The organism is Corallococcus macrosporus DSM 14697, assembly GCF_002305895.1.
In the GTDB taxonomy this organism is placed as follows: domain Bacteria; phylum Myxococcota; class Myxococcia; order Myxococcales; family Myxococcaceae; genus Myxococcus; species Myxococcus macrosporus.
Genome location: NZ_CP022203.1, coordinates 3,685,559 through 3,709,039, shown reverse-complemented (window position 1 = coordinate 3,709,039; position 23,481 = coordinate 3,685,559). Strand labels below are relative to the sequence as shown.

Here is a 23,481-nt window from a genome sequence, read left to right as displayed (position 1 = left end):
AACATGTTCGAGTTCGTGCTCAACGGCGCGCCCGTCCGCGTCGAAGGCGTCTCCCCCAACACCACGCTGCTCGACTTCCTCCGCGCCAGGGGCCTCACCGGCACCAAGCAGGGCTGCGCCGAGGGCGACTGCGGCGCCTGCACGGTGGCCATGGTGGACCGGGACGCCCAGGGCAACCGGTGCCTGCGCGCCTTCAACGCCTGCATCGCGCTGGTGCCCATGGTGGCCGGCCGCGAGCTGGTGACGGTGGAGGGCGTGGGGAGCTGCGACAAGCCCCACCCGGTGCAGCAGGCCATGGTGAAGCACTACGGCTCGCAGTGCGGCTTCTGCACCCCGGGCTTCATCGTCTCCATGGCGGAGGCGTACTCCCGCAAGGACGTCTGTACCCCGGCCGCCGTCGCCGACCAGCTCTGCGGCAACCTCTGCCGCTGTACCGGCTACCGGCCCATCCGCGACGCGATGATGGAGGCGCTCGCCTCGCGCGGTGAAGGCGCCGACCCCGCCACGGCCATTCCCGCCGCGCCGCTGGGCGGCCCGGCCGCGCCCCTGTCCGCGCTGCGCTACGAGGCCGGCGGGCAGACGTTCCTGCGCCCCACGTCGTGGGAGGAGCTGCTGGCCCTGCGCGCGAAGCACCCGGAGGCGCACCTGGTGGCGGGCGCCACCGAGCTGGGCGTGGACATCACCAAGAAGGCCCGCCGCTACCCCTTCCTCATCTCCACCGAGGGCGTGGAGTCGCTGCGCGCCGTCCGCCGGGAGGCGGAGGGCTGGTACGTGGGCGGCGCGGCCTCGCTGGTGGCGCTGGAGGAGGCCCTGGGCGGCGAGTTGCCCGAGGTGACGAAGATGCTCAACGTCTTCGCCTCCCGGCAGATCCGCCAGCGCGCGACCCTGGCGGGGAACCTGGTGACGGCGTCGCCCATTGGCGACATGGCGCCGGTGCTGCTCGCGCTGGACGCCTCGCTCGTCCTGGGCTCGGTGCGCGGGGAGCGCACGGTGGCGCTGGCCGACTTCTTCCTCGCCTACCGGAAGACGGCGCTGGCCCCGGACGAGGTCGTCCGCCACATCGTCATCCCCCACCCCGTGGTGCCCGAGGGCGGCCAGCGGCGCTCCGATTCGTTCAAGGTGTCCAAGCGGCGCGAGCTGGACATCAGCATCGTCGCCGCGGGCTTCCGCGTGGAGCTGGACGCGGCCGGCGTGGTGCGGCTGGCGCGCCTGGCCTACGGCGGCGTCGCGGCCACGCCCATCCGCGCGCGCCGCGCCGAGGCGGCCCTCACCGGGCAGCCCTGGACGCGGGACGCGGTGGAGCGGGTGCTGCCCGTGCTCGCGGAGGAGATCACCCCCATCAGCGACCTGCGCGGCAGCGCGGCGTACCGCAAGGGGCTGGTGGGCGGCCTCTTCGAGAAGTTCTTCTCCGGCTCGAGCAGCCCTTCTCTCGACGACGCCCCGGGCTTCGCGCAGGCCCCCGCGGACGCCGGCCGCGCGCTGCGGCACGAGAGCGCGCTGGGCCACGTGACGGGCAGCGCGCGCTACGTGGATGACCTGGCGCAGAAGCGGCCCATGCTGGAGGTCTGGCCGGTGTGCGCGCCCCACGCCCACGCGCGCATCCTCAAGAGAGACCCCACGGCGGCGCGCAAGGTCCCCGGCGTGGTGAAGGTGCTCATGGCCGAGGACATCCCCGGCATGAACGACACCGGCCCCATCCGCCACGACGAGCCGCTGCTGGCGGACCGCGAGGTGCTCTTCCACGGGCAGATTGTCGCGCTGGTGGTGGGTGAGTCCGTGGAGGCCTGCCGCGCGGGCGCGAGCGCGGTGGTGGTGGAGTACGAGCCCCTGCCGGCCATCCTCACCGTGGAGGACGCGGTGGCCCAGGGCAGCTTCCACACCGAGCCGCACGTCATCCGGCGGGGAGACGTGGACGCCGCGCTGGCCAGCAGCCCGCGCCGCCTGTCCGGCACGCTGGCCATTGGCGGCCAGGAGCACTTCTACCTGGAGACGCAGGCCGCGTTCGCCGAGCGCGGGGACGACGGCGACATCACCGTCACCTCGTCCACCCAGCACCCGTCCGAGGTGCAGGCCATCATCTCGCACGTGCTGCACCTGCCGCGCAGCCGCGTGGTGGTGCAGGCCCCGCGCATGGGCGGCGGCTTCGGCGGCAAGGAGACGCAGGGCAACTCCCCCGCCGCGCTCGTGGCGCTGGCCGCGTGGCACACCGGCCGCCCCGTGCGGTGGATGATGGACCGCGACGTGGACATGACGGTGACGGGCAAGCGCCACCCCTTCCAGGCCGCCTACGAGGCCGGCTTCGATGACCAGGGCCGGCTGCTGGGCCTGCGCGTGCAGCTCGTGTCGAACGGCGGCTGGTCCCTGGACCTGTCCGAGTCCATCCTGGACCGCGCGCTGTTCCACCTGGACAACGCGTACTACGTGCCGGCGCTGGCGTACTCCGGCCGCGTGGCCAAGACGCACCTGGTGTCCAACACGGCCTTCCGCGGCTTCGGCGGGCCGCAGGGCATGCTGGTGACGGAGGAGGTGCTCGCGCGCGTGGCCCGGGCCGTGGGCCTGCCCGCGGACGAGGTGCGCGAGCGCAACCTCTACCGTGGCGGCGGGGAGACCAACACCACGCACTACGGCCAGGAGCTGGAGGACGAGCGCATCCTCCGCGTGTGGGAGGAGCTCAAGGAGACGTCGGAGTTCGAGCGCCGCAAGCGCGACGTGGAGGCGTTCAACGCCCGCTCGCCCTTCATCAAGCGCGGGCTGGCCATCACCCCCATGAAGTTCGGCATCTCCTTCACCGCCACCTTCCTCAACCAGGCCGGCGCGCTGGTGCACCTGTACCGGGACGGCTCGGTCATGGTGTCCCACGGCGGCACGGAGATGGGCCAGGGCCTGCACACCAAGGTGCTGGGCGTGGCCATGCGCGAGCTGGGCGTCACGGCCGACGCGGTGCGGATGGCGAAGACGGCGACGGACAAGGTGCCCAACACCTCCGCCACCGCGGCCTCCAGCGGCTCGGACCTGAACGGCGCCGCCGTGCGGGTGGCCTGCGTCACCCTGCGGGAGCGGCTGGCCCCGGTGGCGGTGAAGCTCCTGTCGGACCGGCATGGGCGCACCGTGGCGCCGGACGCGCTGCTGTTCAGCGACGGCAAGGTGGGCCCGCGCGGCGAGCCCGAGGTCGCCCTGCCCTTCGCGGACGTGGTGGAGGCGGCGTACCTGGCCCGGGTGGGCCTGTCCGCGACGGGCTACTACCAGACGCCAGGCATCGGCTACGACAAGGCCCGGGGCCGCGGCCGTCCCTTCCTCTACTTCGCCTACGGCGCGGCGGTGTGCGAGGTGGAGGTGGACGGCCACACGGGCGTCAAGCGCGTGCTGCGCGTGGACCTGCTGGAGGACGTGGGTGACTCGCTCAACCCCGGCGTGGACCGCGGGCAGGTGGAGGGCGGCTTCGTCCAGGGCCTGGGCTGGCTCACGGGCGAGGAGCTGCGCTGGGACGCGAAGGGCCGGCTGCTGACGCACTCGGCCAGCACCTACGCGGTGCCGGCCTTCAGCGACGCGCCCATCGACTTCCGGGTGCGGCTGCTGGAGCGGGCGCATCAGCACAACACCATCCACGGCAGCAAGGCCGTGGGCGAGCCGCCGCTGATGCTCGCCATGTCCGCGCGGGAGGCGCTGCGCGAGGCGGTGGGGGCCTTCGGTCAGGCCGGTGGCCAGGTGGAGCTGGCCTCCCCCGCCACGCACGAGGCGCTGTTCCTGGCCATCCAGAAGCGGCTGGCGCGCGGGGCGGCGGAGGACGGGCGCGAGGCGGCGTGAGGCCCCTTCGAGGAGGGCGCTCCAGGCTCGACGTGGGGCCTGGAGCCGCTCCCGCCGGAAACCCCTCCTGACTCACGCCCCACCAGCCCGCGCGCCGAGGCGTCAGCGCACGTGCAGCAGGGCCAGCAGCACGAAGAGCCCGTTGAGGCCCACGCCCACGGACAGGTAGTTGCCGCTCGCCCGGGACATGCCGACCCCGACGTTGACGTGGCCGAGGTAGCTCAGCGCCAGCCGCGTGCCCACCTCCGCGCCGACGTTGAAGCCCGGGGAGCGCGAGTCGCTCGTCGCGGTGCCCATCATCAACCGGCCGTAGGGCACCACCCAGGTATTGACGTAGTGCTGATAGCCCACGAAGCCGTTGAACTCGGAGATGCCCCGGCTGGTGTAGGCCAGGTTCGAGCCGATGCTGAGCCGCCGGCTCAAGAAGGCCATGGGCTGGATGTTGAGTTCGAGCGCCGCCGAGGGCCGCCACGCCCCCACCCGGTACTGCATGGCGAAGTCGAAGGGCGGCTTGTCCAGCGCCGGCGCCTCCCACCGGAGCCGGGCCGCTTCCCGGGCGTGGGCGTCTCCCCCGCGCGCCTCGTAGAGGTCCGCGAGCGCCAGGGCGCCTTCCTCGCTGTCCGTCTCATACACGGCGACGAGCGGCGCCTCGGCCGCCGCCAGGTTGCCATCCGCCATGCGCAGGCGCCCCAGGGCCAGGCATCCCCGCTCCGAGCCACCGTCACACGCCCTGGCGAAGGCCGCCTCCGCCTGGCTCCGGTCACCGTCCTGGAGGAGCTGCTCGCCCCACTCGTTGCACGCCCACAGCCTGCCCTCCTCGCAGGAGGTACTCCGGGGCACCGCCTGGGTGGTGGCGCACGCCACCAGGAGAGGAGCCATCACCGCCAGCAACGCCATTCGCCGCATGTCCGGTATTCAACCACAAGCGCCGTCGCGCTTCCTCGCCACCCGGGCCCTGGGAGGCGCGCCCGGGCGCCTGGCCGCCCCGCGTCCGGACGGGGCAGCCCGGCCAGCCCTCCATTCCCTGGGAGGCCCCTGGCCATGGGGAGGGGGAGCGCAGAACTTGAGGGCAGCAAGGAGGACTTGTGGCGCCAGTTGCCGAGCTGCGGCTTTCGCGGAAGGAGCCCCGATGAAGGTTCCAGAGATGTTGGAGCACCTGCCGGGGGTGGGCCCCCTGCTCGGCCGTATCGCGCACGGGCAGGAGGACATCCTGCCGCGCAGGGAGGTCACCGTCACCCTGCCGGACTTCGCCGCCGTGCCCCTGCCCCGGACGGAGCGGGCGCTGGGGGACGGCCGCACGCTGGTGGTCCGCAACCCCGCGGTCCGCTCGCCGCGGGGGCCGGGGCTCACGGTGATGACCTACAACATCCTGCTCGGCGGCAAGCGCCGCGAGGCGCTGCTCCAGTACCTCGACGACCTGGAGGCGCAGGGGCGGCTGCCGGACGTGCTGGGTCTGCAGGAGGCCAACGTCCCCATCTCCGTGCTCCTGGCGGAGCGCTACGGCTTCCACCTGGCGTACCAGGGACATGACGGCGGCCCCGGCGCGAGGCTGGTGAACGGCAAGGCCTTCCTCACCCGGCACCCGCTGGTGGACGCGGCGCACTTCACCTACGCCACCCCCGACGCGGAGCGGGACGCCGCCATCATGCGGCGCGGCGGAGACCCGTGTGAGATTCCGGAGGACCGGGGCGCGCTCTACGTGCGCCTGGAGGTCGAGGGACATCCGGTGGTCCTCTACAACGTGCACCACACGCTGGGCGACTCCGGCATCAACGCCCGGAACCTCCGGCAGCTCAACGCGCTGCTGCACCAGCGCGAGGTCATGCACGCGGTGGTGCTGGGCGACTTCAACGCCAACACCGCCATCAAGAAGGGCGGCTCGTGGTTGATGGCGCACCTCAGGACGTACGACGACACCGACACGGTGGAGGAGTACGAGGTGCGCTATGGCGAACCCCACGCCAGCGTGGGGGACGAAGGGGTGGGCAACATCGCGGACCCGCGGCTGCGGCATGAGCTGCACGTGCTGGAGCAGGGCCTGCCGGAGACCATCGCGCACGCCGCCACCGCGCGGGTGCGCCTGCCGGACGGCTCGCTCATGACGCCGAAGCAGGCGTGCGTCGAGCTTCGCTCCGGACGGGTGCAGCGCGGCAGCGAGCACTGGCTGCGGCTCCAGGACATCGCGGACAGCGCCACCCTCACCTCGCTGCCGGATGAGAACGGCGTGGTGCCCGCGACGGGCAAGCGCTTCGACAACCTCTACGCCAGTCCGGGCCTGGTCCCCGTCCTCTTCGAGGTGGACCGCAGCACCGAGTCCTCCGACCACCAGCCCGTGGTGGCGCACTACGACGTGCGGACCCCGGGCGTGAAGGATGGCAAGCCGGGGCCCGGCGTCATCCAACGGCCCTCCTGAGGCGCCGGACCGGGTGGCGTCCGGCGCCCGTGGCCCGCGGGCGGCTCAGGGGCCCGCGGGGCACGCGGGCAGGGACGAAATCCAGGCGTCCACGAGCTCCGTGCCCTGGGTGTCCTTCACCGACACGGCCAGCGGCGGCATGCGCGCCGGCGGCTGCCCGTGCATGCGCCGGGACAGCACCGACCTGGACGGGTCTCCCGGTGTAATCAGCAAGGCCCCGGCCACGCCCAGGTCGCCATGCTCGGGCGCCACGCCGCAGAGCTTCGTATTCGCCAGCGGCGTGGCGTAGCGCAGGTCCGACTCTCCCCGGCCCAGCCCCTCGGGCCGGTGACAGACGGCGCAGTTCGCGTGCAGGTAGGCCCGCGCCCGCTCCTCCACGGGCTCGGGCCCGTCATAGGCCGGCATCCGGGGCAGCTGCGCCACGGGCCCCGGCAAGGTCAGCACGCCAATGTGCGCCAGCGTCCCGAGCTGCGGCGCGAGGCGCCCCCCCGGATACGGGAAGTCCCGGTTGAGCTGCGCGACCTCCAGCCCCAACACGAAGCCCGCGGCGGCGTTGTGGCACTGCATGCAGTCGCCGCGGCTGGGGAAGGTCCACGTCTGCGCGCCCACCGGCTTCACCTTGCCCGTCTCCAGCAGCACCGCGTCAGTGCCGGCATCGTTCCATTCATACGTGTAGCCCGCCCAGACGCCGTCCGGGTGGCGCATGAAGAGGCGGGTCTCCACGCGCCGTCCCCCCAGGAGGAACGTCTTCACCGCCACGGTGCCCGGAGGCGCTTCCAGCACGCCCTCGGGCCCCACCTTCATCGACGCCCCATCCGGCACGCCGATGAACCGCTCCTTCTGCGCGCCATCGGACCAGAGCGGGGCATTCACGTCGTAGGGGATGAGCCCCGCCGACGGGAGGTTCGGGTTCGTGGGGTCCGCGCAGCCCGTGGCGGACAGCAGCGTGGGGAACGCGCCGCCGCCGGGCGCTGGCGGCGCCGAGGCCTGGAGGCGGTGCAGCCCTCCGCCCGCGAAGTCCACCACGAGCAGCTCGCCATCGTTCAGCTCCGCGAACGAGGAGATGCTGAGCGGCGTGGCGGTCAGCAACGAGGGCTTCGCGCCGCCCCCGGGCGCCGCATCCGCTGGCAGCGTCCAGATGCGGCCCGTGCCGAAGTCGCCGAAGATGTACTTGCCCACGAGCGCTGGCACCGCGGCGCCGCGGTACACGTAGCCGCCGGTGACGGAGACACCCTCGTCACGGCCATAGACAGCCACGGGCGGCGTCAGCCCGGTGGTGGCGCAGGTGCCCCCGCGCGCGCACTCGGTCCCCTCCAGGATGCTCCAGCCGTAGTTGCCTCCCAGCTCGACGCGGTTGATCTCCTCCAGCAGCTTCTCTCCCACGTCTCCCAGCCAGATGGCGCCGGTGCTCCGGTCGAAGCTCCAGCGCCATGGGTTGCGGAAGCCGGTGGCGTAGATCTCCTTGCGCCCCCCGGCGATCGCATAGGGGTTGGTGGGGGGGATGGCGTAGGGCCGCGCGCCGTCCACGTCCAGGCGCAGCATCTTCCCGAAGAGCAGCTCGGGGTTCTGGGCCCGGCGCTCCGGGTCCACCCGGCCGCCGCCATCCCCGAGGGCGAAATAGAGGAAGCCATCCGGACCGAACGCGAGGTGCCCGCCGTTGTGGAAGGAGAAGGGCTGCTCCTGTTCGAGCACCACTTCCGCGCTCGCCGGGTCCACGGTGGCCCCGCCGTCGGCGCTGCGGTAGCGGACGATGAAGGAGGCGAGCCCTCCCATCGCGTTGTTCCCGACATAGGAGATGAACACCTGCCCGTTGGTGGCGAAGGCGGGGTGGAAGGCCATGCCGAGCAGCCCTGTCTCGTCGTGCTCGACGTTCACCTTCCCGGAGAGGTCGACGAACACGGAGCTGGTGGGGGGCACGGCGTCCTTGTCGAACACGCGCACCCGCCCTCCCCGCTCGACCACGTAGATGCGGCGGCTGTCTCCGGGCGCCTGGAGCGCGAACACCGGCTGGGTGAAGCTCAGCTCCGGGTACGCGCGGGCGACCGTGGCCCCCGCGGCGTCGGTGGGCCGCGGCGGCGCGACGCAGGTGGGATTGGCGGGGCGCGCATCCAGCCCGACGAGCCCCTGGACCTCCGGGCTGCCGCCATCAGGTGCCCGAGGGGGGCTCCCATCCCCCACCGGCGCGGTTCCTCCGTCCGCGATGGGGCCGATGACATCGTCTCCATCTCCAGAAGGACCGGAGTCATCGGAAGTGCCAGGACACGCGAGAGAAATGCCGAGCAGGCTCATGGCAAGCGCCACCACGCTCAGCAGTATTGAGTGGGACGGTCGTCGTTGTTTCATGGCACCGCTGTGGTGGTCCGGGAGGGGACGGAACGCCAGGGCCCCGACCTCGCGGCCGAGGTCGCGTCTGCCCGATGCCGGACCGCGCCGGCGGCGGCCGTCCTGAAGTGAGCCAGCGCCTCGCCCCGGGGGCGTCTCGCCCCGGACATGGCGGCACCACCCGACAGTCCGCCCCGTGGAGCAGGCGGCGGAACGGCCCCACCCCTCGTCGCTTCATCCCGGGGCGGACCGCCGCTCGTGGGCCGGCCTCACCGCGGACGAGTCCCTAGATTGCTCGGAAAGGAGGCCTCATGAAGACAGGCAGCGGGACGTCCAGGTTCATCCGTCCGTGGGCCGGCGCGGCGCTCACCGCCGTGCTCGGCGTCCTGGGATTCCCCCCGGCCGCCGTGGCCCAGGGCGTCGTGCCGCAGGTGTCCTGCTACCAGCGCGCGACGGAGGGCGGGCTCGACGACTCGCTGGCCGCGCAGCTCTGCCGAGGCGCCCGTTCATCCACGCCCGCTGAGTGCTTCGTGCGCGCCCAGGATGAAGGCTCGCTCACCCAGAGCCAGGCCGTGCAGCTCTGCCAGTTCGCCGCGCCCGACGAGGACCCCGCGGGCTGCTACCTCCAGGCCCGGCAGCAGACCTTCACGGACCCGTCTCGTGTGTTGCAGCTCTGCCAGCCCGCGGTCCAGCACTGCCCCGGCAACGTGGAGTGAGCGGCTATCTCGGCACGAGCAGCGCGCGCAGCCGCGAGAGGTCCACCGGCTTCACCAGGTGCTCGTCGAAGCCGGCCTCCAGCGCGCGCCGCCGGTCGTCTTCCAGGCCATACCCCGTCACGGCGATGAGCAGCAGGTCGCGCCCTTCGTCCGTCGCGCGGAGCGCCCGGGCCACTTCGTACCCGTCCAGCCCCGGCAGCCCGATGTCCAGCAGGACGACGTCGGGCCGCAGCGCGCGCGCCGTCGCCAGGCCGGAGGGACCATCCTCCGCCTCGCTGATGGTGTGCCCCTCCATTTCCAGCAGCTCGCGGACGAGCTGACGGCTGTCGGAGTGGTCATCCACCAACAGCACGTGCCGCCCCGCGGATGGCACAGCGCGCGGCGCCTGGGGCGCCGGGGCCTGTTCGACGTGGCCCCGGGGCAGGCGCACCGTGAAGGTGCTGCCCTTGGCGAGCCCGTCGCTGTCCGCACGCACCGAACCGCCATGGAGCTCCACCAGCCGCTTCACCAGCGTGAGGCCAATGCCCAGGCCCCCCTGCGCGCGGTCCAGGGTGCGCTCGGCCTGGAAGAAGAGCTCGAACACGCGCTCCTGGAGCTCCGGTGACAGGCCATCACCGCTATCGGACACCTCCAGCTCCACGTGCTCGGGCCGCGCCCGAGTGACGACGCGGACGTGGCCCCCCGCTGGCGTGTACTTGAGCGCGTTGGACACGAGGTTGGAGACCACCTGCTCCAGGCGGCTCTCGTCTCCTTCCAGCCAGGCGGCCGGGGCGTCCACCTCCACCTGGTGCGCCTGTGTCCGGCCGGAGGCCTCCAGCGCGGCGACGGCGCGGCGCACGCACTCCGACAGGTCCATGGCGCGCTTCTGGAGCAGGATGCGGCCGCTGCTCACCCGCTCCACGTCGAGCAGGTCATCCACCAGGCGGGCCAGGTGGAGGGACTGGCGCTCCACCAAGGCGCGCGCCCGCTCGCGGCTCGCGGCGTCCCGCGCCACCGCCAGCACCTTCACGCCGCCAGTGATGGCGGACAGCGGGTTGCGCAGCTCATGGCCCAGCATGGCCAGGAACTGGTCCTTGGCGAGGTTGGCCGCCTCGGCCTCCAGCATCTTCGTCCGCAGCGCCTCCTCGCGCTCCATCACCATGGCCGCGGTGAGCGCGAGCGTCGCCCTCAGGTCCTCCAGCTCGGAGATACCGGTGGGCCCCACGGTGGTGAAGGCGTCCGCCGAATCCGGGCGCTCCCGGGCCGCGCGGGCCAGCGCGCGCAGCGGGCGCGTCATCCGGCGGCTCACCCAGGCGGCCCAGGCCGCGGCGATGGCACAGCACCCCAGCCCCGCGATGAGCAGCGCGACCAGGGACTGGTCCACCGACGCGGTGAGCGCCTCCCGCGGCCCGGAGAACGACACCGTCCACGGCACCAGTTGCAAGCGCGCATAGGCCGCGAACGACTTCATCCCGTCCACCGTCTCCGACGGGAAGAAGCCCTCGCGAGCCGAGCGGATGTTCTCGATGTATTCGGCCCGGGCCTTCGTGCCCACGAAGCGCGCGCGGCCCCGGCTGCGCGCGAGGATGATGCCCTCCTCGTCCACCAGCGTGCCCAACCAGTCACCGGAGATGCGCTGTTCGTCCCAGAGCTTGTCGAAGTGCTGCATGGCATACGTCGCCACCAGCACGCCCGTGAGCGCCCCCTGGCGGCGCACCGGCATCGCCACCACCACGGTGGGCGGCCCCTGGAACCGCGCGGAGGGGACGTCGGAGATGACCACCCGCCCTGTCGTGGCGACCTCGCGCACGTAGGGCCGTTCATCCACCCGCGAGGCCAGGTCGGCGCCGAACGGACGCTCCGTGGTCAACGACGTCCGGCCCTCCAGGTCCAGCAGGGAGAGCGAGACCCAGGCCTCCTGCGACGCCACCACCGCCTGGCAGGTGGCATGGAAGGTTCTCAGGTCGCCTTGGGCCAGCGGCGCGGAGTGCGCCAGCACCTCCAGCGCCCGGACGGACTGCCCCAGCTCACGGTCCAAGACGAGCGCCAGCGCGCGGGCCGTCTCCCGCATGCCCTGGGCCCGGGCCTCGCGCTGCGAAGCCGCGAAGCGGTTCACCGCGCCCGCCGCGAAGAGGACGAGCGGGACGAGCAGCCCCAACGCGAGCAGCCCCAGGTAGAAGCGAAGCGAGCGCGGCTTCATCGACCGGCGACCATCCAAGGGAGCATCGCGTGTCATCGTGCCTGGAGGAGATAACGAGGTGCCCTCCAGTACACTGGATTGATGTGAGGTGAACAGTCCCACGGCGGCGGCGCCAAGCGTCGACTTGCCGATGCATACGCGCCGTCCGTGAACACGGTGGGTGGAGCCGCGTTGACTGCGGGCGAAACGGGGGCGCACAGTTTCAAGCGCCATGAACGAAAAGAGCGCGTCCTACCAGTCGTGGCTGGAGTCGTTCGCCAGCGAGCACGGCGCCACCGCGGGAACCATCCACCTCCAGCGGGGAGACGACCTCTTCCTCGTCGCGGCCCTCAACATCCCGCCGCCGTTGATGACGGCCGTCCAGCGCGTGCCCCACGGCAAGGGGATGGCGGGGCTCGCCCAGGTGCGCAAGGCGCCCGTGCAGACCTGCAACCTGAAAGAAGACACGTCCAGCGACATCAAGCCAGGCGCGAAGGCGGTGGACGCGCGAGCGGCGGTGGCGCTGCCCGTGCTGGACGCGACGGGCCAGGTGCGCGCGGTGGTGGGCATCGCCTTCACCGAGGAGGGCTCGCTGGCCGCCGAGCGCGAGTCGACCCTGATGGCCGCCGCGTCCCGGCTGCCGCTCGCGGATGGCTGAGCCCACGCGGGGCCTGCCGGTGGCGGGTGATGGCGCGGCGCCCGAGCGCACATGCGCGGGCATGGCGGGGCCAGAAGGCGGCCCGGGTCCAGCGCGCGCCTTCTCACGCGAGGCCGAGCCCTCGCGCGGCGAGTCGGCGCCCGATGATGGCGGAAGACCGGCGCGCGTCATCGCAGGCTGGAGCGCCTTCTGCGGCCTGCTGCTGGCCGGCATCCTCGTCCCCTTCGCCTGCTTCGGCGGCGACCTGGAGACGGCGGCGGCGCGCTTCCTCGCCACGCGGCCACCGGACTGGCAGGTGGCGTTGCTGCTCACGGGCCTGCTGGCGGGGGACGTGGTGTTGCCGGTGCCCTCCAGCCTGGTGGGCGCCGCCGCCGGAGGCCTGCTGGGCTTCTGGGCGGGCGCGGCCACCTCGTGGCTGGGGATGATGGCGGGCTGCGTGGCGGGCTATGGTCTGGGCGCCCGGGCGGGCACGGCCGCGCTGCGGCGCATGGCCGGTGACGCGGAGCTGGCCCGGCTGACCCGCGCCGCGGAGCGGCTGGGGCCCTGGTTCCTGCTCGCGTTCCGGGCCGTGCCCGTGCTGGCGGAGACCTCCGTGCTCTTCGCGGGCACCAGCCGCATGCCCCGCCGGGACTTCCTCACCGTGAGCGCCCTGGCCAACCTGGGGGTGTCGGTGACGTATGCCGCGCTGGGCGCCAGCGCCGCGCGGCTGGAGTCGTTCCTGCTGCTCTTCGCGGGCATGGTGCTGCTGCCCGGTCTGGCCCTGGCCTGGATGCGGCGGCAAGCACCGCCACATCCGGCCCCGGCGTCCCGTTAGGGCGGCCCGCTCAGCTCCGCGCGCCGCGAGCGTCACGGCCCCGGGCGCGAGCGGCCTTGGCCAGCACGTCCGTGCCCTTCTCCTCGCCGCGCATCCACTCCTTCATCGCGGGGACGATGGTCTTGCTCCAGCCCTTGCCGGCGCGCACCTGCAGGTAGTCCTGCACCAGCGCGTCCACCATGGCGGAGAGCTGCTCCATCAGGAAGAGCCGCTCGGAGAGCTGGTCATCCTCCTCCTCGCTCATCAGCGCCGGCAGCTTGCCCGCGCGGATGTCGAGGAACTCGGAGTCCAGCGTGGCCTCGAACTCCTTCTCCCCGTGGGTGAAGCGCAGGCGGGCCTGGGCCACCAGCAGGCCCTTGTCCAGCGAGTGCCGCACCTGCTCGGAGTACGGCGCCAGCGTGCCCTTGGCGCTCATCTCCGTCACCTCGCCGGCCACGCCGCGCAGCACCACGCGGCCCATGAAGAGCACGCTGACGCCTTCGCCCTCCACCTCCACGAGCGGCCCGCCCGTCTCCGTGCGCCACAGCAGCCACGTGAGGAACTCCCGGCCCAGGTAGGCCCGGCCGCGCAGGAGCTGCTCGCGGGCCTTGCCCTTTTCGACCTCGGCCTCGTCCTGCGTCTCCTCCGTGGCGCCGCCGTCCACGCCGACGTCGCCGCGCATGAAGGCCGCTTCGGCCCGCGCCTCTTCACGCCTCGCCATGTGCCACCTCGTCAGCCGCCGTCGCCGGCAGGTCCATCCCAATCAGCGCCGCGGTGGGCCCCAGCGCGGACTCGTCGATGCCCGCCTGCTGCGCCATGGCCGCCGGCGTCATGCCGAAGAACTTCACGTTCAGCCCGCCCTCCAGCGCCACGGTGATTTCATCCACCACCTTGCGCGACGCGGACCAGATCTGCACCTGCTGCGTCTTCAGGTTCCAGCTCACGTCCACCGTGGACGTGCGGGGCGTGGCGCGGTTGCGCAGCATCTGCCTGATTTCACCGCGGCTCTGCGTCTTCTCGCCCCGGCTGGGCGGGCGGCCATTCTCCTTCTCGAAGGCGGAGGCCCACTTGGCCAGCTCCGCCTTGAGCGCCGCGGCCGGCACCTTGATGGTGTCGATGCGGAACGCGAACAGGGCGTACTCGCCATAGTAGAGGCGGCCGGCGGAGAACTCGCTGGACTCCTCGTTCTCCAGCTCCACGAAGCCGACGGCGCGCTCCTCCTCGGAGCGGCGGTCGATGGGCTCGAACGCGTGCGACTTGAGGCCGCGCGTCAGCCAGCGTTTGACATCCGAGGGCGCTTCCTTCGCCGGTTCGACCCGGAAGCGCGACAACGTGACAGCACCACGAAGGACAGGCATGGGGCGCGGCAGGATGGGGGGCGAGCGCCGTGCCGTCAAGGCACTCGGCGTGGCTGGCAGGCGCCTTCTCCTGTTGACGCACTCGATTTCCAGGCGCCCCCACCCCGGCCCCATGACACACCCGCCACGCGGCGGTAGCGTGGCGGGCGACATGCGCCGCGTCCCGTTCGCCTCGCTGCTGCTCGTGGCCCCCCTGTTGCTCTCCGGCTGCCTCCGCGACACGCGGCCCGAGGGCGACACCCTGCCCTCCCTGGCCCGCGCGCTCTTCGACACCCTGGAAGCCGAAGGCGCCCTGGCCAGCGCCTACGTGGTGGACGCCCGGACGGGTGAGCCGCTCTACACCCACCGCGAGCACGTCCGGCTCCTGCCCGCCTCCACGCTCAAGGTCGTCTCCACCGCGTCCGTCCTCGCCGCGCTGGGCCCGGACTTCCGCTTCCAGACGCCGGTGTCCCTGGAGGGCACGCTGACCGGCGGGCTGTTCCTGGGGAACGTCGTGGTGGACCCGGTGGGGGACCCGTCCCTGGGCTCGTGGCGCTTCCCCGAGACGGCCCTGGCCTGCGAGCAGGTGGCGGATGCCCTCCAGGCGCGCGGCATCCGCCAGTGGCGCGGCCAGGTGCGCGTGCGCGGCGCGCGGGACGCGGAGTTCCGCCTCGGCCCGGGCTGGGCCTGGGATGACGCGGCCTACGCCTACAGCGCGGCGCCCACGGCCTTCGTGTTCCGGGAGAACGTGGTGGACCTGGCGCTGTCACGGCCAGAGGGCGCGGACTGCGCGCAGCCGCCCATGGTCCAGGTGACGCCTCCGTTCGCGACGTTGACGGCCGTGGTGAGCGTGGACACGAACGCGGAGCGCCCCACCCTGGCCTGCGTGCGGCAGCGCGGCGGCCCCGGGGTGCGCTGCCTGTGGCGCTCCCCGGCGCGGTCCTGCCCCCGCTCCGCCGCCGTGCGGCTGGCGGTGGACGAGCCCGAGGCGCTGTTCGCCGCCTGCGTGGAAGCGGCCCTGCTCCAGCGCGGCATCCCCCGGCTGCCCATGACGCTGGAGGCGCCCACGCCTTCACTGCCCGCCGTGCCCGCGCCGCTCGTCACCCTGGTCAGCCCGCCCCTGTCCGAGCTGGTGAAGGTGACGAACAAGGAGTCCCTCAACCTGTACGCGGAGCGCCTGGGCCTGCGCTTCGCGCGCGAGCGCACCGGCGCGGAGAGCTACGGCGCGCTGCGCACCGCGCTGACGGAGGAGCTGGCCCGGCGCGGCATCCCGTCACGGGACTTGCGTCCGGTGGATGGCAGCGGGCTGTCCCGCTACAACCTGGCCACCGCGCGGGGACTGGTGCGCGTCATCTTCACCAGCCTGCGCGAGGCCTATGGCGCCGCGCTGTTGGACAGCCTGCCCGTGGCCGGCCTGGACGGCACGCTCGCGGGCCGCCCCGTCACCGCCGACACCGCGGGCCGCGTCCGCGCCAAGACAGGCACGTTGTCCGGCCAGCGCTGCTTCGTGGGGGTGGTGGACCGGCCGGGTGACACGCGGCACCCGCGCGTCGTCTTCGCGCTGATGCTGGGCAACATGGATGAAGGCACCGCCCTGCCCGCCAACACGGCGTTCGACCGGTTCGCGGAAGGCCTGGTCACACTCCCGCTGCGCTGAGCGCCCGGACGCGCTGTCGCATTCCCGACAAAGGCATGGCGGGAACGACGGCGAACAGCCGACCTTCGACGGCATTCCCGACGCAAGGAAGCCCTCCTCCGCCCTGGAGGACGTGGCAGGCTGCGCGCGCGTTTCCCAACCCCGAGGTGAACCGTGAAGCTGAAGACCGCATTGACGGCGGCGGTGCTGACCCTGCCGCTGGCCGCGCCGGCGGCTCCCGCGCCCGCGCCGGCCACCGCGGCGCCCCGCAAGGCCGCGCCCAAGGCCCCCGCGTCGCCGAAGCAGGAGAAGGTGGACACCTACCACGGCACGGCGGTGAAGGACCCGTACCAGTGGCTGGAGGCGTCGTCCGACGCGAAGGTGAAGCAGTGGAACGACGCGCAGAACGCGTACACGCGCGCCATCCTGGACAAGCTGCCCGGCCGCGAGTCCATCCGCCGGCGCGTCTCAGAGATTCTGGGCTGGAAGTCCCCCGGCCACTTCGCGCTGCACGAGGCCGGCGGCACGCTGTTCGCCATGAAGGCGCAACCGCCCAAGCAGCAGGCCTTCCTGGTGGTGCTCGGCTCGGTGGATGACACGTCCAAGGAGCGCGTGCTGCTGGACCCCATGGTGGTGGACCCGTCGGGCCACACCACCATCGACTGGTACGTCCCCACGCTGGACGGCAAGAAGATCGCCGTGTCCATGTCGAAGAACGGCACGGAGAGCGGCGACGTCACCGTCTATGACGTGGCCAGCGGCAAGCCGCTGCCGAATGAAGTCGTGCCCCGGGTGAACGGCGGCACGGCGGGCGGCAGCCTGACGTGGACGGCGGACGGCAAGGGCTTCTTCTACACGCGCTACCCGCGCGGCGAGGAGCGCCCCGCGGCGGACCGGGACTTCTTCCAGCAGGTGTACTTCCACCAGCTCGGCACGCCGACGGAGAAGGACACGTATGTGCTGGGCAAGGACTTCCCGCGCATCGCGATGACGGAGCTGGATACGTCGCACGACGGCAAGTTCATCTCCGCGGTCGTGGCCAACGGCGACGGCGGCGAATACATGCTGTACCTGCGCGACGCCGCCGGGAAGTGGACCCAGGTGTCGAAGTTCGAGGACAAGGTCATCCGCGCGCGCTTCGGTCACGACGGCGCCATCTACCTGCTCAGCCGCAAGGACGCGCCGCGCGGCAAGGTGCTGCGGCTGCCGCTGGCCACGCCCACGCTGGACAAGGCCACCGTGCTGGTGCCGGAGGGCGAGGCCAGCATCCAGGGCTTCTTCCCCACGAAGTCGCGCCTCTACGTGAGCGAGCAGCTCGGTGGGCCGTCGCAGCTCCGCATGGTGGACCTGAAGGGCAAGGCGCTGGGCCTGGTGCCCACCCTGCCCGTGTCCTCCGTGGGCGGACTGGTGAGCCAGGGCGATGACGACGTGCTCTTCGTCAACGCCAGCTTCACCCAGCCCATGGCGTGGTACCGGTATTCGGCCAAGGACAAGACGGTGAAGAAGACGGCGCTGGCCCGCACGTCGCCGCTGGACTTGAGCAACGTGGAGGTGGTGCGCGCCTTCGCCACGTCCAAGGACGGCACCAAGGTCCCCGTCAGCATCCTCAAGAAGAAGGGCACCAAGCTCAACGGCAACAACCCGGCGCTGCTGACGGGCTACGGCGGCTTCAACATCTCCATCAGCCCCAACTTCAACGCGCTGGCCGGCTTCTGGCTGGAGCAGGGCGGCGTGTACGCGGTGGCCAACCTGCGCGGCGGCTCGGAGTACGGCGAGAAGTGGCACGCCGAGGGCTCGCTCACGAACAAGCAGAACGTCTTCGACGACTTCTACGCCGCCGCGAAGCTGCTGGTGGACCAGAAGTACACGCAGCCGAAGAAGCTGGCCATCCAGGGCGGCAGCAACGGCGGCCTGCTGATGGGCGCGGCCGTCACCCAGCACCCGGAGATGTACGGCGCCGTCGTGGCGCGCGTGGGCATCTACGACATGCTGCGGGTGGAGCTGACGCCCAACGGCCAGTTCAACATCACCGAGTACGGCTCCGTGAAGGACCCGGCGCAGTTCAAGGCGCTGCACGCGTATTCGCCGTACCACAACGTGAAGGACGGCACGCGCTACCCCTCCGTGCTCTTCACGTCCGGCGCGAACGACCCGCGCGTGGATCCGTTCCACTCACGGAAGATGGTGGCCCGGATGCAGGAGGCCACCAGGTCGCCCAACCCCATCCTGCTGCGCGCCAACGCGGAGACCGGCCACGGCGCCGGCACCCCGCTGAACGCGCGCATCGAGGAGGAGGTGGACGTGTACTCGTTCGTGTTCAACGCCCTGGGCATGAAGTACCAGCCCCCGGCGAAGAAGGTCGCGGCGCCCAAGCCGCAGTAACGGTGTGAAGCAGGACTCCACCGCCGCCCGGGCACTGGCGCGGCGGTGGAGGCGCTACCGCGATACCGCGGCTCAGCAGGTCCAGCTGCAGGCCGTACCGCCGTAGGCCCCGTTGCAGCGCCCCTCCGTCTGGGGGAGCGAGTCACAGAAGGCCTGCGTCGTCCCCGGCAGCGCCTGGCAGCACCCCGTGCACGTCCAGATGCAGGAAGTGCCCTGGTTGACCCCGTTACAGCGCCCCGGCGTCTGCGGAATCGAGTCACAGAAGGCCTGGGTCGTCCCCGTCAAGGCCGTGCAGCACCCCGGGTTGAGCGCGCTCTCCGCGCTCCCCATGTCGGCCGCCGCGCCCTCTTCCTCCACCACACCACAGCCCGAGAGCCCCGCGACGGCCAGCAACACGGCACCGTGAAGCACCCACCGCTTCATTGAACTTCGCATGCGAAACCACCTTTCCTGAGCAAGCTGCATTCACAGTCTAGACCAGGAAAAGGTGGAAACACACGACGCACCGCGGAGGCGGCACAGTGGGTTCTCCCGAGCCCTCCTGCGCACCACGCCCCAGCGGTAGTGTCCCCGCCGCGCCTTGGACTCGGCGCGCCCGGTCGCGACATGAACCCGTGGACACGGAGTGCCCTGAACCCGCGACGGCGCATGCTCTTCGCTGAAGCGTGAGCGAAGCCGGGCACTTCGGATCCACAAGGGAGTCCCCGGCGGCCCCACCTGGTCCCCGGAGTCCCCTTCAGTCCCTGAGGCATCCCCTCATTGACCTTCAGGTGCTTGTCGTAGCCGAGCGACTCGCCGGCTGCGCCCAGCAGCGTCAGCAGCGCCTGGGCGAAGGCAAACATGAGCAACAGTTTGTCACGCCGCTTGGGCGTTCCGACGCGCACCTCCTTCAAGCCCATCACGATGCGTTTGACGTGCAGGTCGTCCTCGAACGCCTCGGCAAGAAATCTTCAAACCTGCGCCTCGTCGATAGCCATCGTGCGCCGCGCCATGGTTGCCCACGTCTCTGTCCAAGCGTCACCGCCTTCGCGCGCAACAGCCTACCGACACCTGCCGCTAGTGTCTTTCCAGCCGCCGAGTGACATATCAATACCTGTCCTGCAAAGCAGGATATCGCTGGAGGAACTGCGTGTCCCTGAATCGTGGTTGGACCTTCGCCGTGTCTGCCGTTGTCGTAGCCGTGTCGCTCTCGAGCGCTTTCGCGACGCCCTCCGTTACCGAACCATGCCATGCGGAGTATGTGGACTGCATGATCATTGCAAGCTACGAGGGAGACCCGTTCGGGCGCGAGTTGGCGGAGCGTCAATGCCAGCAGAACTATGACAACTGCTACCTGCAATCGTATGGCTACTGTGGGGACGGCTACTGCCACAACCAGGGAGGAGAGAACTGCTCCAGTTGCGCAGGTGACTGCACGGCGATCATCACCACCGACAAGGGCACGGTGACTCGCAACTGCCAGGTGGTGCCAGACGCCGTCTACCCCGACTTTCTCGCGGGGGGAATCCAGGATGGCGGCTATTGCTACTACCGCGTCTATCAGGATTATGCATCGGTATGCGAATCGTACCGTATTACCGAGACATATAACACCTGCGGCAACCCGCCCTACACCACCCAGGAGACCTACGAGGGAACCACAAAGAGTTTCCACAGCAGAGTCCAGGTCGGCTGGGAGCCTAGGTTCGGCCCGTGTACTTTGTGAGTTGACGCGGCTCGCGCGTTGAAGCCGGGAGTCGTCGACCCTCAAGAGGAAGCCTGGCTGACTGGGTAGGCACGGACCACGACAAGCAGGTGGTGAGTCAAAGCCACCTGCATCCGGTTCGTTTTGAAGAGCCCATCATTGCGGCGAGTCTGGGTACGGCTGCCTTTCCGTCCTGAAGGCAAAAGGAAGCTACGCCTCACCGGAGCGACGGAAGGCACCACGTACCCGGTGACCTGGACCGGTGAGGTGTGCGGCCCCGCCGCTCGCGCAACGTCTGCCAGCGGAGCGTCAGCAGGAGCAGGTCCGTGAACTCAACGTTCGTTGCGTCGACGCGCTCGCGGTTGCGTCGACTGCATCGACCTGACGAAGTCCACGAAGGCACGCAGCGGCGTCGGCAGGTACCGACGACTGGGGTAGTAGAGAAAGGGTCCGGGAAAACTCAGCCACCATGGTTGGAGTACGGGAACCAACGCGCCTCGGTCGATGAAGGGCCGTAGCCAGTCCTCGAACAGATAGATGATTCCGGTGCCGGCCACGGCGGCATCCACGGCGAGCTCCGTGGTGCCGCCGAAGCCGGCGATCAGCGGGCCCTTCGGGTCGACTTTGAGGGTCTCGCCGTCTCGCTCGAACTCCCACGGGTGCGGCGGCCCGTTCGAGAAGCGCCATCGCAAGCAATCATGTTCGAGCAGGTCATGTGGGTGTGTGGGACGCCCCCTTCGAGCAAGATACGCGGGCGACGCGGCTGCGGCGAACCGCTGGACACGCGGACCGATGGGAACCGCCACCATGTCCTTTTCGAGCCACTCTTCGTAGCGGACGCCAGCGTCGAAGCCTTCGGCCACCACGTCGACGATTCGCTCCTCGGCGGTCACCTCGAGGCAGATGTCGGGGTATTTCGCCAGGAAGGGCGGCACGATGTGAGGGAGGACGAGCCGTGCAGCGGCGGTCGGCACGTTGAGCCTCAGACGACCCGCGGGCCGGTCGCGGAAATCGTTGACCACGTCCAGCGCCGCGCGAACTTCACCGAGCGCCGGAGACACCCGCTCGATCAGACGCGCGCCTGCGTCGGTGGGCGTGACGCTGCGGGTGGTGCGATGGAGCAGCCGAACTCCAAGCCGGGCCTCCAGCCGACGAACCGCGTCGCCCATGCGCGACGCGCTGGTGCCCGCCGCACGGGCGGCGCTGCGAAAGCCGCCCTCTCGGGCGACCGCCAAGAACGCGGTGAGGTCTGCGAGGTCATCCATCGACTGTGCAGATTATCGTACAACCTGTGCGGACTGCAGTGGGTTGCCGCGCAGAGGGCTCCTCGTAAGGTTCGTGACGCAGCCACTCCTCAAAGGACCTCGTCATGACCGCCCCATACCTCGTGGACAGCTACCCCCTCGGCGCTCACACCGTTCGCCGGCTCGGCTACGGCGCCATGCAACTCGCCGGCCCCGGCGTCTTCGGCCCTCCCAGGGATCGCAAGGCCGCCATCGCCGTGCTGCGAGAGGCCATCGCTCAGGGCGTCAATCATCTCGACACGAGCGACATCTACGGTCCCCATGTCACGAACGAGCTCATCCGCGAGGCGCTGCATCCGTATCGCGAGGGCCTCGTCATCGCCACGAAGGTCGGCGCCGTGCGCGGCCCATCAGGGTCGTGGGAGCCCGCCTTCTCCGCCGCCGACATCGAGCGCGCGGTTCACGACAACCTGCGCAACCTCGGCCTGGACGTGCTCGACGTCGTGAACCTTCGCGCGATGTTCAGCGCCCAGGGCCCAGCGGAGGGCTCTATCGAGGCGCCGCTGACCGTGCTCGCCGAACTCCAGCGACGTGGGCTGATTCGACACATCGGCTTGAGCAACGTCACGGCCGCGCAGATCGCGGAAGGACGCAAGCTCACGGACATCGTGTGCGTGCAGAACCAGTACAACCTGACGCACCGAACCGATGACGCCGTCATCGACGAGCTCGCCGCGCTCCGCATCGCGTACGTGCCATTCTACCCGCTCGGCGGGTTCTCACCGTTGCAGTCCAGCGCGCTCAACACGGTTGCCGCCCGGCTCGGGGCTACGTCCATGCAGGTGGCGCTCGCGTGGCTCTTACGTCGCTCGCCCAACGTGCTGCTCATTCCTGGCACGTCCTCCATCGCGCACCTCAGGGAGAACCTCGCGAGCGCCTCAATCGTCCTGAGCGACGAGGACCTGGCCACGCTGAACGGACTCGCCGAGCACGCCTGAAGTCCGACGTCCCCCGAGCAAGGCCAGGCTCCGCCTTGCTCCGGCGTGTCCTTCACTGAGGCCAGCCACAGCCGCGCACAGGCGGGAGAGGCGCGCGGGGAATCCGCGAGACGTGCCGCGCCGCGACACGCACCCGGAGTTCTCGTCTTCTCACGGCCTTGGAACGGGCACGCAACTTCCGACGCCGCTGTCCGACAATGGAGGCAAGCCTCCCAGATCTTCAACTCGGCTCCCCCCTCCCGAGGTCCTCCATGGTCCAGGTCACCCGTCCCCCCAGCCTCACGCCGTCCACGCGGACGCTGACCACACCCGAGGCGCCTGTCCGGGCCAAGGCCGCACAGGGCGTCAACACCGTGGTGGAGGGCGACACCTTCACGGCGAGCGCTCCGGCGGACCTGCAGCGGGCGAACGCGCTGGCGCAGGTCAACGCGCTGCGCCTCCCCATCCCCTGGCCCGGCAAGGGCGAGGCGGACAAGATCGGCTGGATCCAGAAGGCGTATCCGCCCGCCAAGGATTCCACGGCCGAGTTCATGAAGCTCAACCAGGCCGTGCGCGCGGGCAAGAACGTGATGCCCGCCGAGGCCAAGGACTGCGTGTACCTGGCGGTGGGCGGCCTGCTCTCCGAAGCGGCGCCCAAGCAGTTCTACTTCGACCGGAACCTGGACGCGCTCGAGGCCCAGGGCCTCCAGGTCGGCCGCGTCCCCGTGGACACGGACATGGGCGTGGAGAACAACGCCGCCATCGTCCGTGAGGCGGTGCTCGAGGCCGCGAAGAGTGGCAAGCAGGTGGTGCTCATCGGGCACAGCAAGGGCGGCCTGGACTCCGCGGCGGCACTGGCCATGTACCCGGAGCTCCAGGAGCACGTGCGCGCCCTGGTCACCATCCAGTCGCCGTACGGGGGTTCGCCCATGGCGCAGGACCTGCTGGACAACCCGCTCGTGCGCTACGGCGTGGGCGGAGCCATCGAGGCCCTGGGCGGCAGCATCCAGGCCGGTGAGGACCTGACCTACGACTCGCGCCAGGCGTTCCTGGCCAGGCACCCGATGCCCCCCGGCATCCCCACCGTGAGCATGGCCTCCACCACCACGAACCCCACGTCGCCGCTGTTCGCCGCCGAGCAGTACATGCAGCAGCGCTACGGCGTGAAGTCCGACGGCCTGGTGCTCCCCCAGGACGCGTTCATCCCCGGCTCCAAGTCCGTGAGCCTGTCCGGCCTGGACCACCTGGATCCCACCGGCACGACGCTGAACCCGTTCAAGCCCTACCAGCCCGAGGACCTGACCCTCTCACTGGTCGCGATGGCGCTGAACATGCCCAAGGAGCGCTGAGCGGCGTC

Annotated in this window: 18 protein-coding genes; 11 read left to right on the top strand and 7 right to left on the bottom strand. The window is 71.0% G+C overall.

Going from position 1 to position 23,481, the window contains the following annotated elements; all coding sequences use genetic code 11:
* Positions 1-3 precede the first annotated feature (3 nt).
* Entirely contained in the window at positions 4-3,804 is a 3,801-nt protein-coding gene (gene xdhB, locus MYMAC_RS15580) for a xanthine dehydrogenase molybdopterin binding subunit (protein ID WP_239989546.1), read from the top strand.
* A gap of 102 nt (positions 3,805-3,906) precedes the next feature.
* Here the strand turns inward: xdhB and MYMAC_RS15575 are convergent, their stop codons facing one another.
* Positions 3,907-4,710, bottom strand: coding sequence for a tetratricopeptide repeat protein (locus tag MYMAC_RS15575; protein ID WP_043711052.1), 804 nt, complete (start codon positions 4,708-4,710; stop codon positions 3,907-3,909).
* A gap of 223 nt (positions 4,711-4,933) precedes the next feature.
* On the opposite strand from MYMAC_RS15575, the gene MYMAC_RS15570 reads away from it, so the two are divergent.
* A complete protein-coding gene (locus MYMAC_RS15570) occupies positions 4,934-6,217 on the top strand; it encodes an endonuclease/exonuclease/phosphatase family protein (protein WP_095958663.1) in 1,284 nt (427 codons plus the stop codon).
* Between the two features lie 45 nt (positions 6,218-6,262).
* Here MYMAC_RS15570 and MYMAC_RS15565 read toward each other — a convergent pair whose 3' ends face one another.
* Positions 6,263-8,506, bottom strand: coding sequence for a PQQ-dependent sugar dehydrogenase (locus tag MYMAC_RS15565; protein WP_239989545.1), 2,244 nt, complete (start codon positions 8,504-8,506; stop codon positions 6,263-6,265).
* A 344-nt stretch (positions 8,507-8,850) separates the two neighbouring features.
* On the opposite strand from MYMAC_RS15565, the gene MYMAC_RS15560 reads away from it, so the two are divergent.
* Entirely contained in the window at positions 8,851-9,255 is a 405-nt protein-coding gene (locus MYMAC_RS15560; RefSeq protein ID WP_095958662.1) for a hypothetical protein, read from the top strand.
* Positions 9,256-9,259: 4 nt separating this feature from the next.
* Here MYMAC_RS15560 and MYMAC_RS15555 read toward each other — a convergent pair whose 3' ends face one another.
* The gene (locus MYMAC_RS15555) at positions 9,260-11,434 is read right to left on the bottom strand and encodes a hybrid sensor histidine kinase/response regulator (RefSeq protein ID WP_095958661.1); all 2,175 of its coding nucleotides are present in this window, start codon (positions 11,432-11,434) and stop codon (positions 9,260-9,262) included.
* Between the two features lie 211 nt (positions 11,435-11,645).
* Between MYMAC_RS15555 and MYMAC_RS15550 the strand changes: the two genes are divergently transcribed.
* Both MYMAC_RS15550 and MYMAC_RS15545 read left to right on the top strand, forming a co-directional pair.
* Complete coding sequence (locus tag MYMAC_RS15550) at positions 11,646-12,071, top strand: GAF domain-containing protein (protein WP_013939711.1); 426 nt, start codon at positions 11,646-11,648, stop codon at positions 12,069-12,071.
* The gene (locus tag MYMAC_RS15545; RefSeq protein WP_239989544.1) at positions 12,064-12,885 is read left to right on the top strand and encodes a TVP38/TMEM64 family protein; all 822 of its coding nucleotides are present in this window, start codon (positions 12,064-12,066) and stop codon (positions 12,883-12,885) included. The genes MYMAC_RS15550 and MYMAC_RS15545 overlap by 8 nt, the downstream gene beginning before the upstream one ends.
* Before the next feature lie 10 nt (positions 12,886-12,895).
* On the opposite strand, the gene MYMAC_RS15540 is transcribed toward MYMAC_RS15545, so the two are convergent.
* Entirely contained in the window at positions 12,896-13,585 is a 690-nt protein-coding gene (locus MYMAC_RS15540) for a hypothetical protein (RefSeq protein ID WP_095958660.1), read from the bottom strand.
* Positions 13,572-14,222 carry a recombination-associated protein RdgC gene (gene rdgC / locus MYMAC_RS15535; protein WP_095961588.1) on the bottom strand — a complete coding sequence of 217 codons (651 nt, stop codon included), beginning with the start codon at positions 14,220-14,222 and terminating at the stop codon, positions 13,572-13,574. Before rdgC ends, MYMAC_RS15540 begins: the two co-directional genes overlap by 14 nt.
* A gap of 151 nt (positions 14,223-14,373) precedes the next feature.
* On the opposite strand from rdgC, the gene dacB reads away from it, so the two are divergent.
* Positions 14,374-15,858 carry a D-alanyl-D-alanine carboxypeptidase/D-alanyl-D-alanine endopeptidase gene (gene dacB, locus MYMAC_RS15530; RefSeq protein WP_095961587.1) on the top strand — a complete coding sequence of 495 codons (1,485 nt, stop codon included), beginning with the start codon at positions 14,374-14,376 and terminating at the stop codon, positions 15,856-15,858.
* A gap of 153 nt (positions 15,859-16,011) precedes the next feature.
* Entirely contained in the window at positions 16,012-18,219 is a 2,208-nt protein-coding gene (locus MYMAC_RS15525; RefSeq protein WP_095958659.1) for a prolyl oligopeptidase family serine peptidase, read from the top strand.
* Positions 18,220-18,291: 72 nt separating this feature from the next.
* Here the strand turns inward: MYMAC_RS15525 and MYMAC_RS15520 are convergent, their stop codons facing one another.
* Positions 18,292-18,654 (bottom strand): hypothetical protein, encoded by a 363-nt coding sequence (locus MYMAC_RS15520; RefSeq protein WP_239989543.1) that lies wholly within the window; start codon positions 18,652-18,654, stop codon positions 18,292-18,294.
* A gap of 335 nt (positions 18,655-18,989) precedes the next feature.
* Between MYMAC_RS15520 and MYMAC_RS36850 the strand changes: the two genes are divergently transcribed.
* Positions 18,990-19,301: a hypothetical protein gene (locus MYMAC_RS36850; RefSeq protein ID WP_157757505.1), complete on the top strand. Its 312-nt coding sequence runs from the start codon at positions 18,990-18,992 to the stop codon at positions 19,299-19,301.
* A 47-nt stretch (positions 19,302-19,348) separates the two neighbouring features.
* Positions 19,349-19,924 (top strand): hypothetical protein, encoded by a 576-nt coding sequence (locus tag MYMAC_RS15515; protein WP_095958657.1) that lies wholly within the window; start codon positions 19,349-19,351, stop codon positions 19,922-19,924.
* Positions 19,925-20,235: 311 nt separating this feature from the next.
* On the opposite strand, the gene MYMAC_RS15510 is transcribed toward MYMAC_RS15515, so the two are convergent.
* Positions 20,236-21,168, bottom strand: a complete 933-nt coding sequence (locus MYMAC_RS15510; protein WP_095958656.1) for a LysR family transcriptional regulator — start codon at positions 21,166-21,168, stop codon at positions 20,236-20,238.
* A 122-nt stretch (positions 21,169-21,290) separates the two neighbouring features.
* On the opposite strand from MYMAC_RS15510, the gene MYMAC_RS15505 reads away from it, so the two are divergent.
* Together MYMAC_RS15505 and MYMAC_RS15500 are read left to right on the top strand one after the other, a co-directional pair.
* Positions 21,291-22,145, top strand: a complete 855-nt coding sequence (locus tag MYMAC_RS15505) for an aldo/keto reductase family oxidoreductase (protein WP_275663294.1) — start codon at positions 21,291-21,293, stop codon at positions 22,143-22,145.
* Between the two features lie 251 nt (positions 22,146-22,396).
* The gene (locus tag MYMAC_RS15500; RefSeq protein WP_095958654.1) at positions 22,397-23,473 is read left to right on the top strand and encodes an esterase/lipase family protein; all 1,077 of its coding nucleotides are present in this window, start codon (positions 22,397-22,399) and stop codon (positions 23,471-23,473) included.
* Positions 23,474-23,481 lie beyond the last annotated feature (8 nt).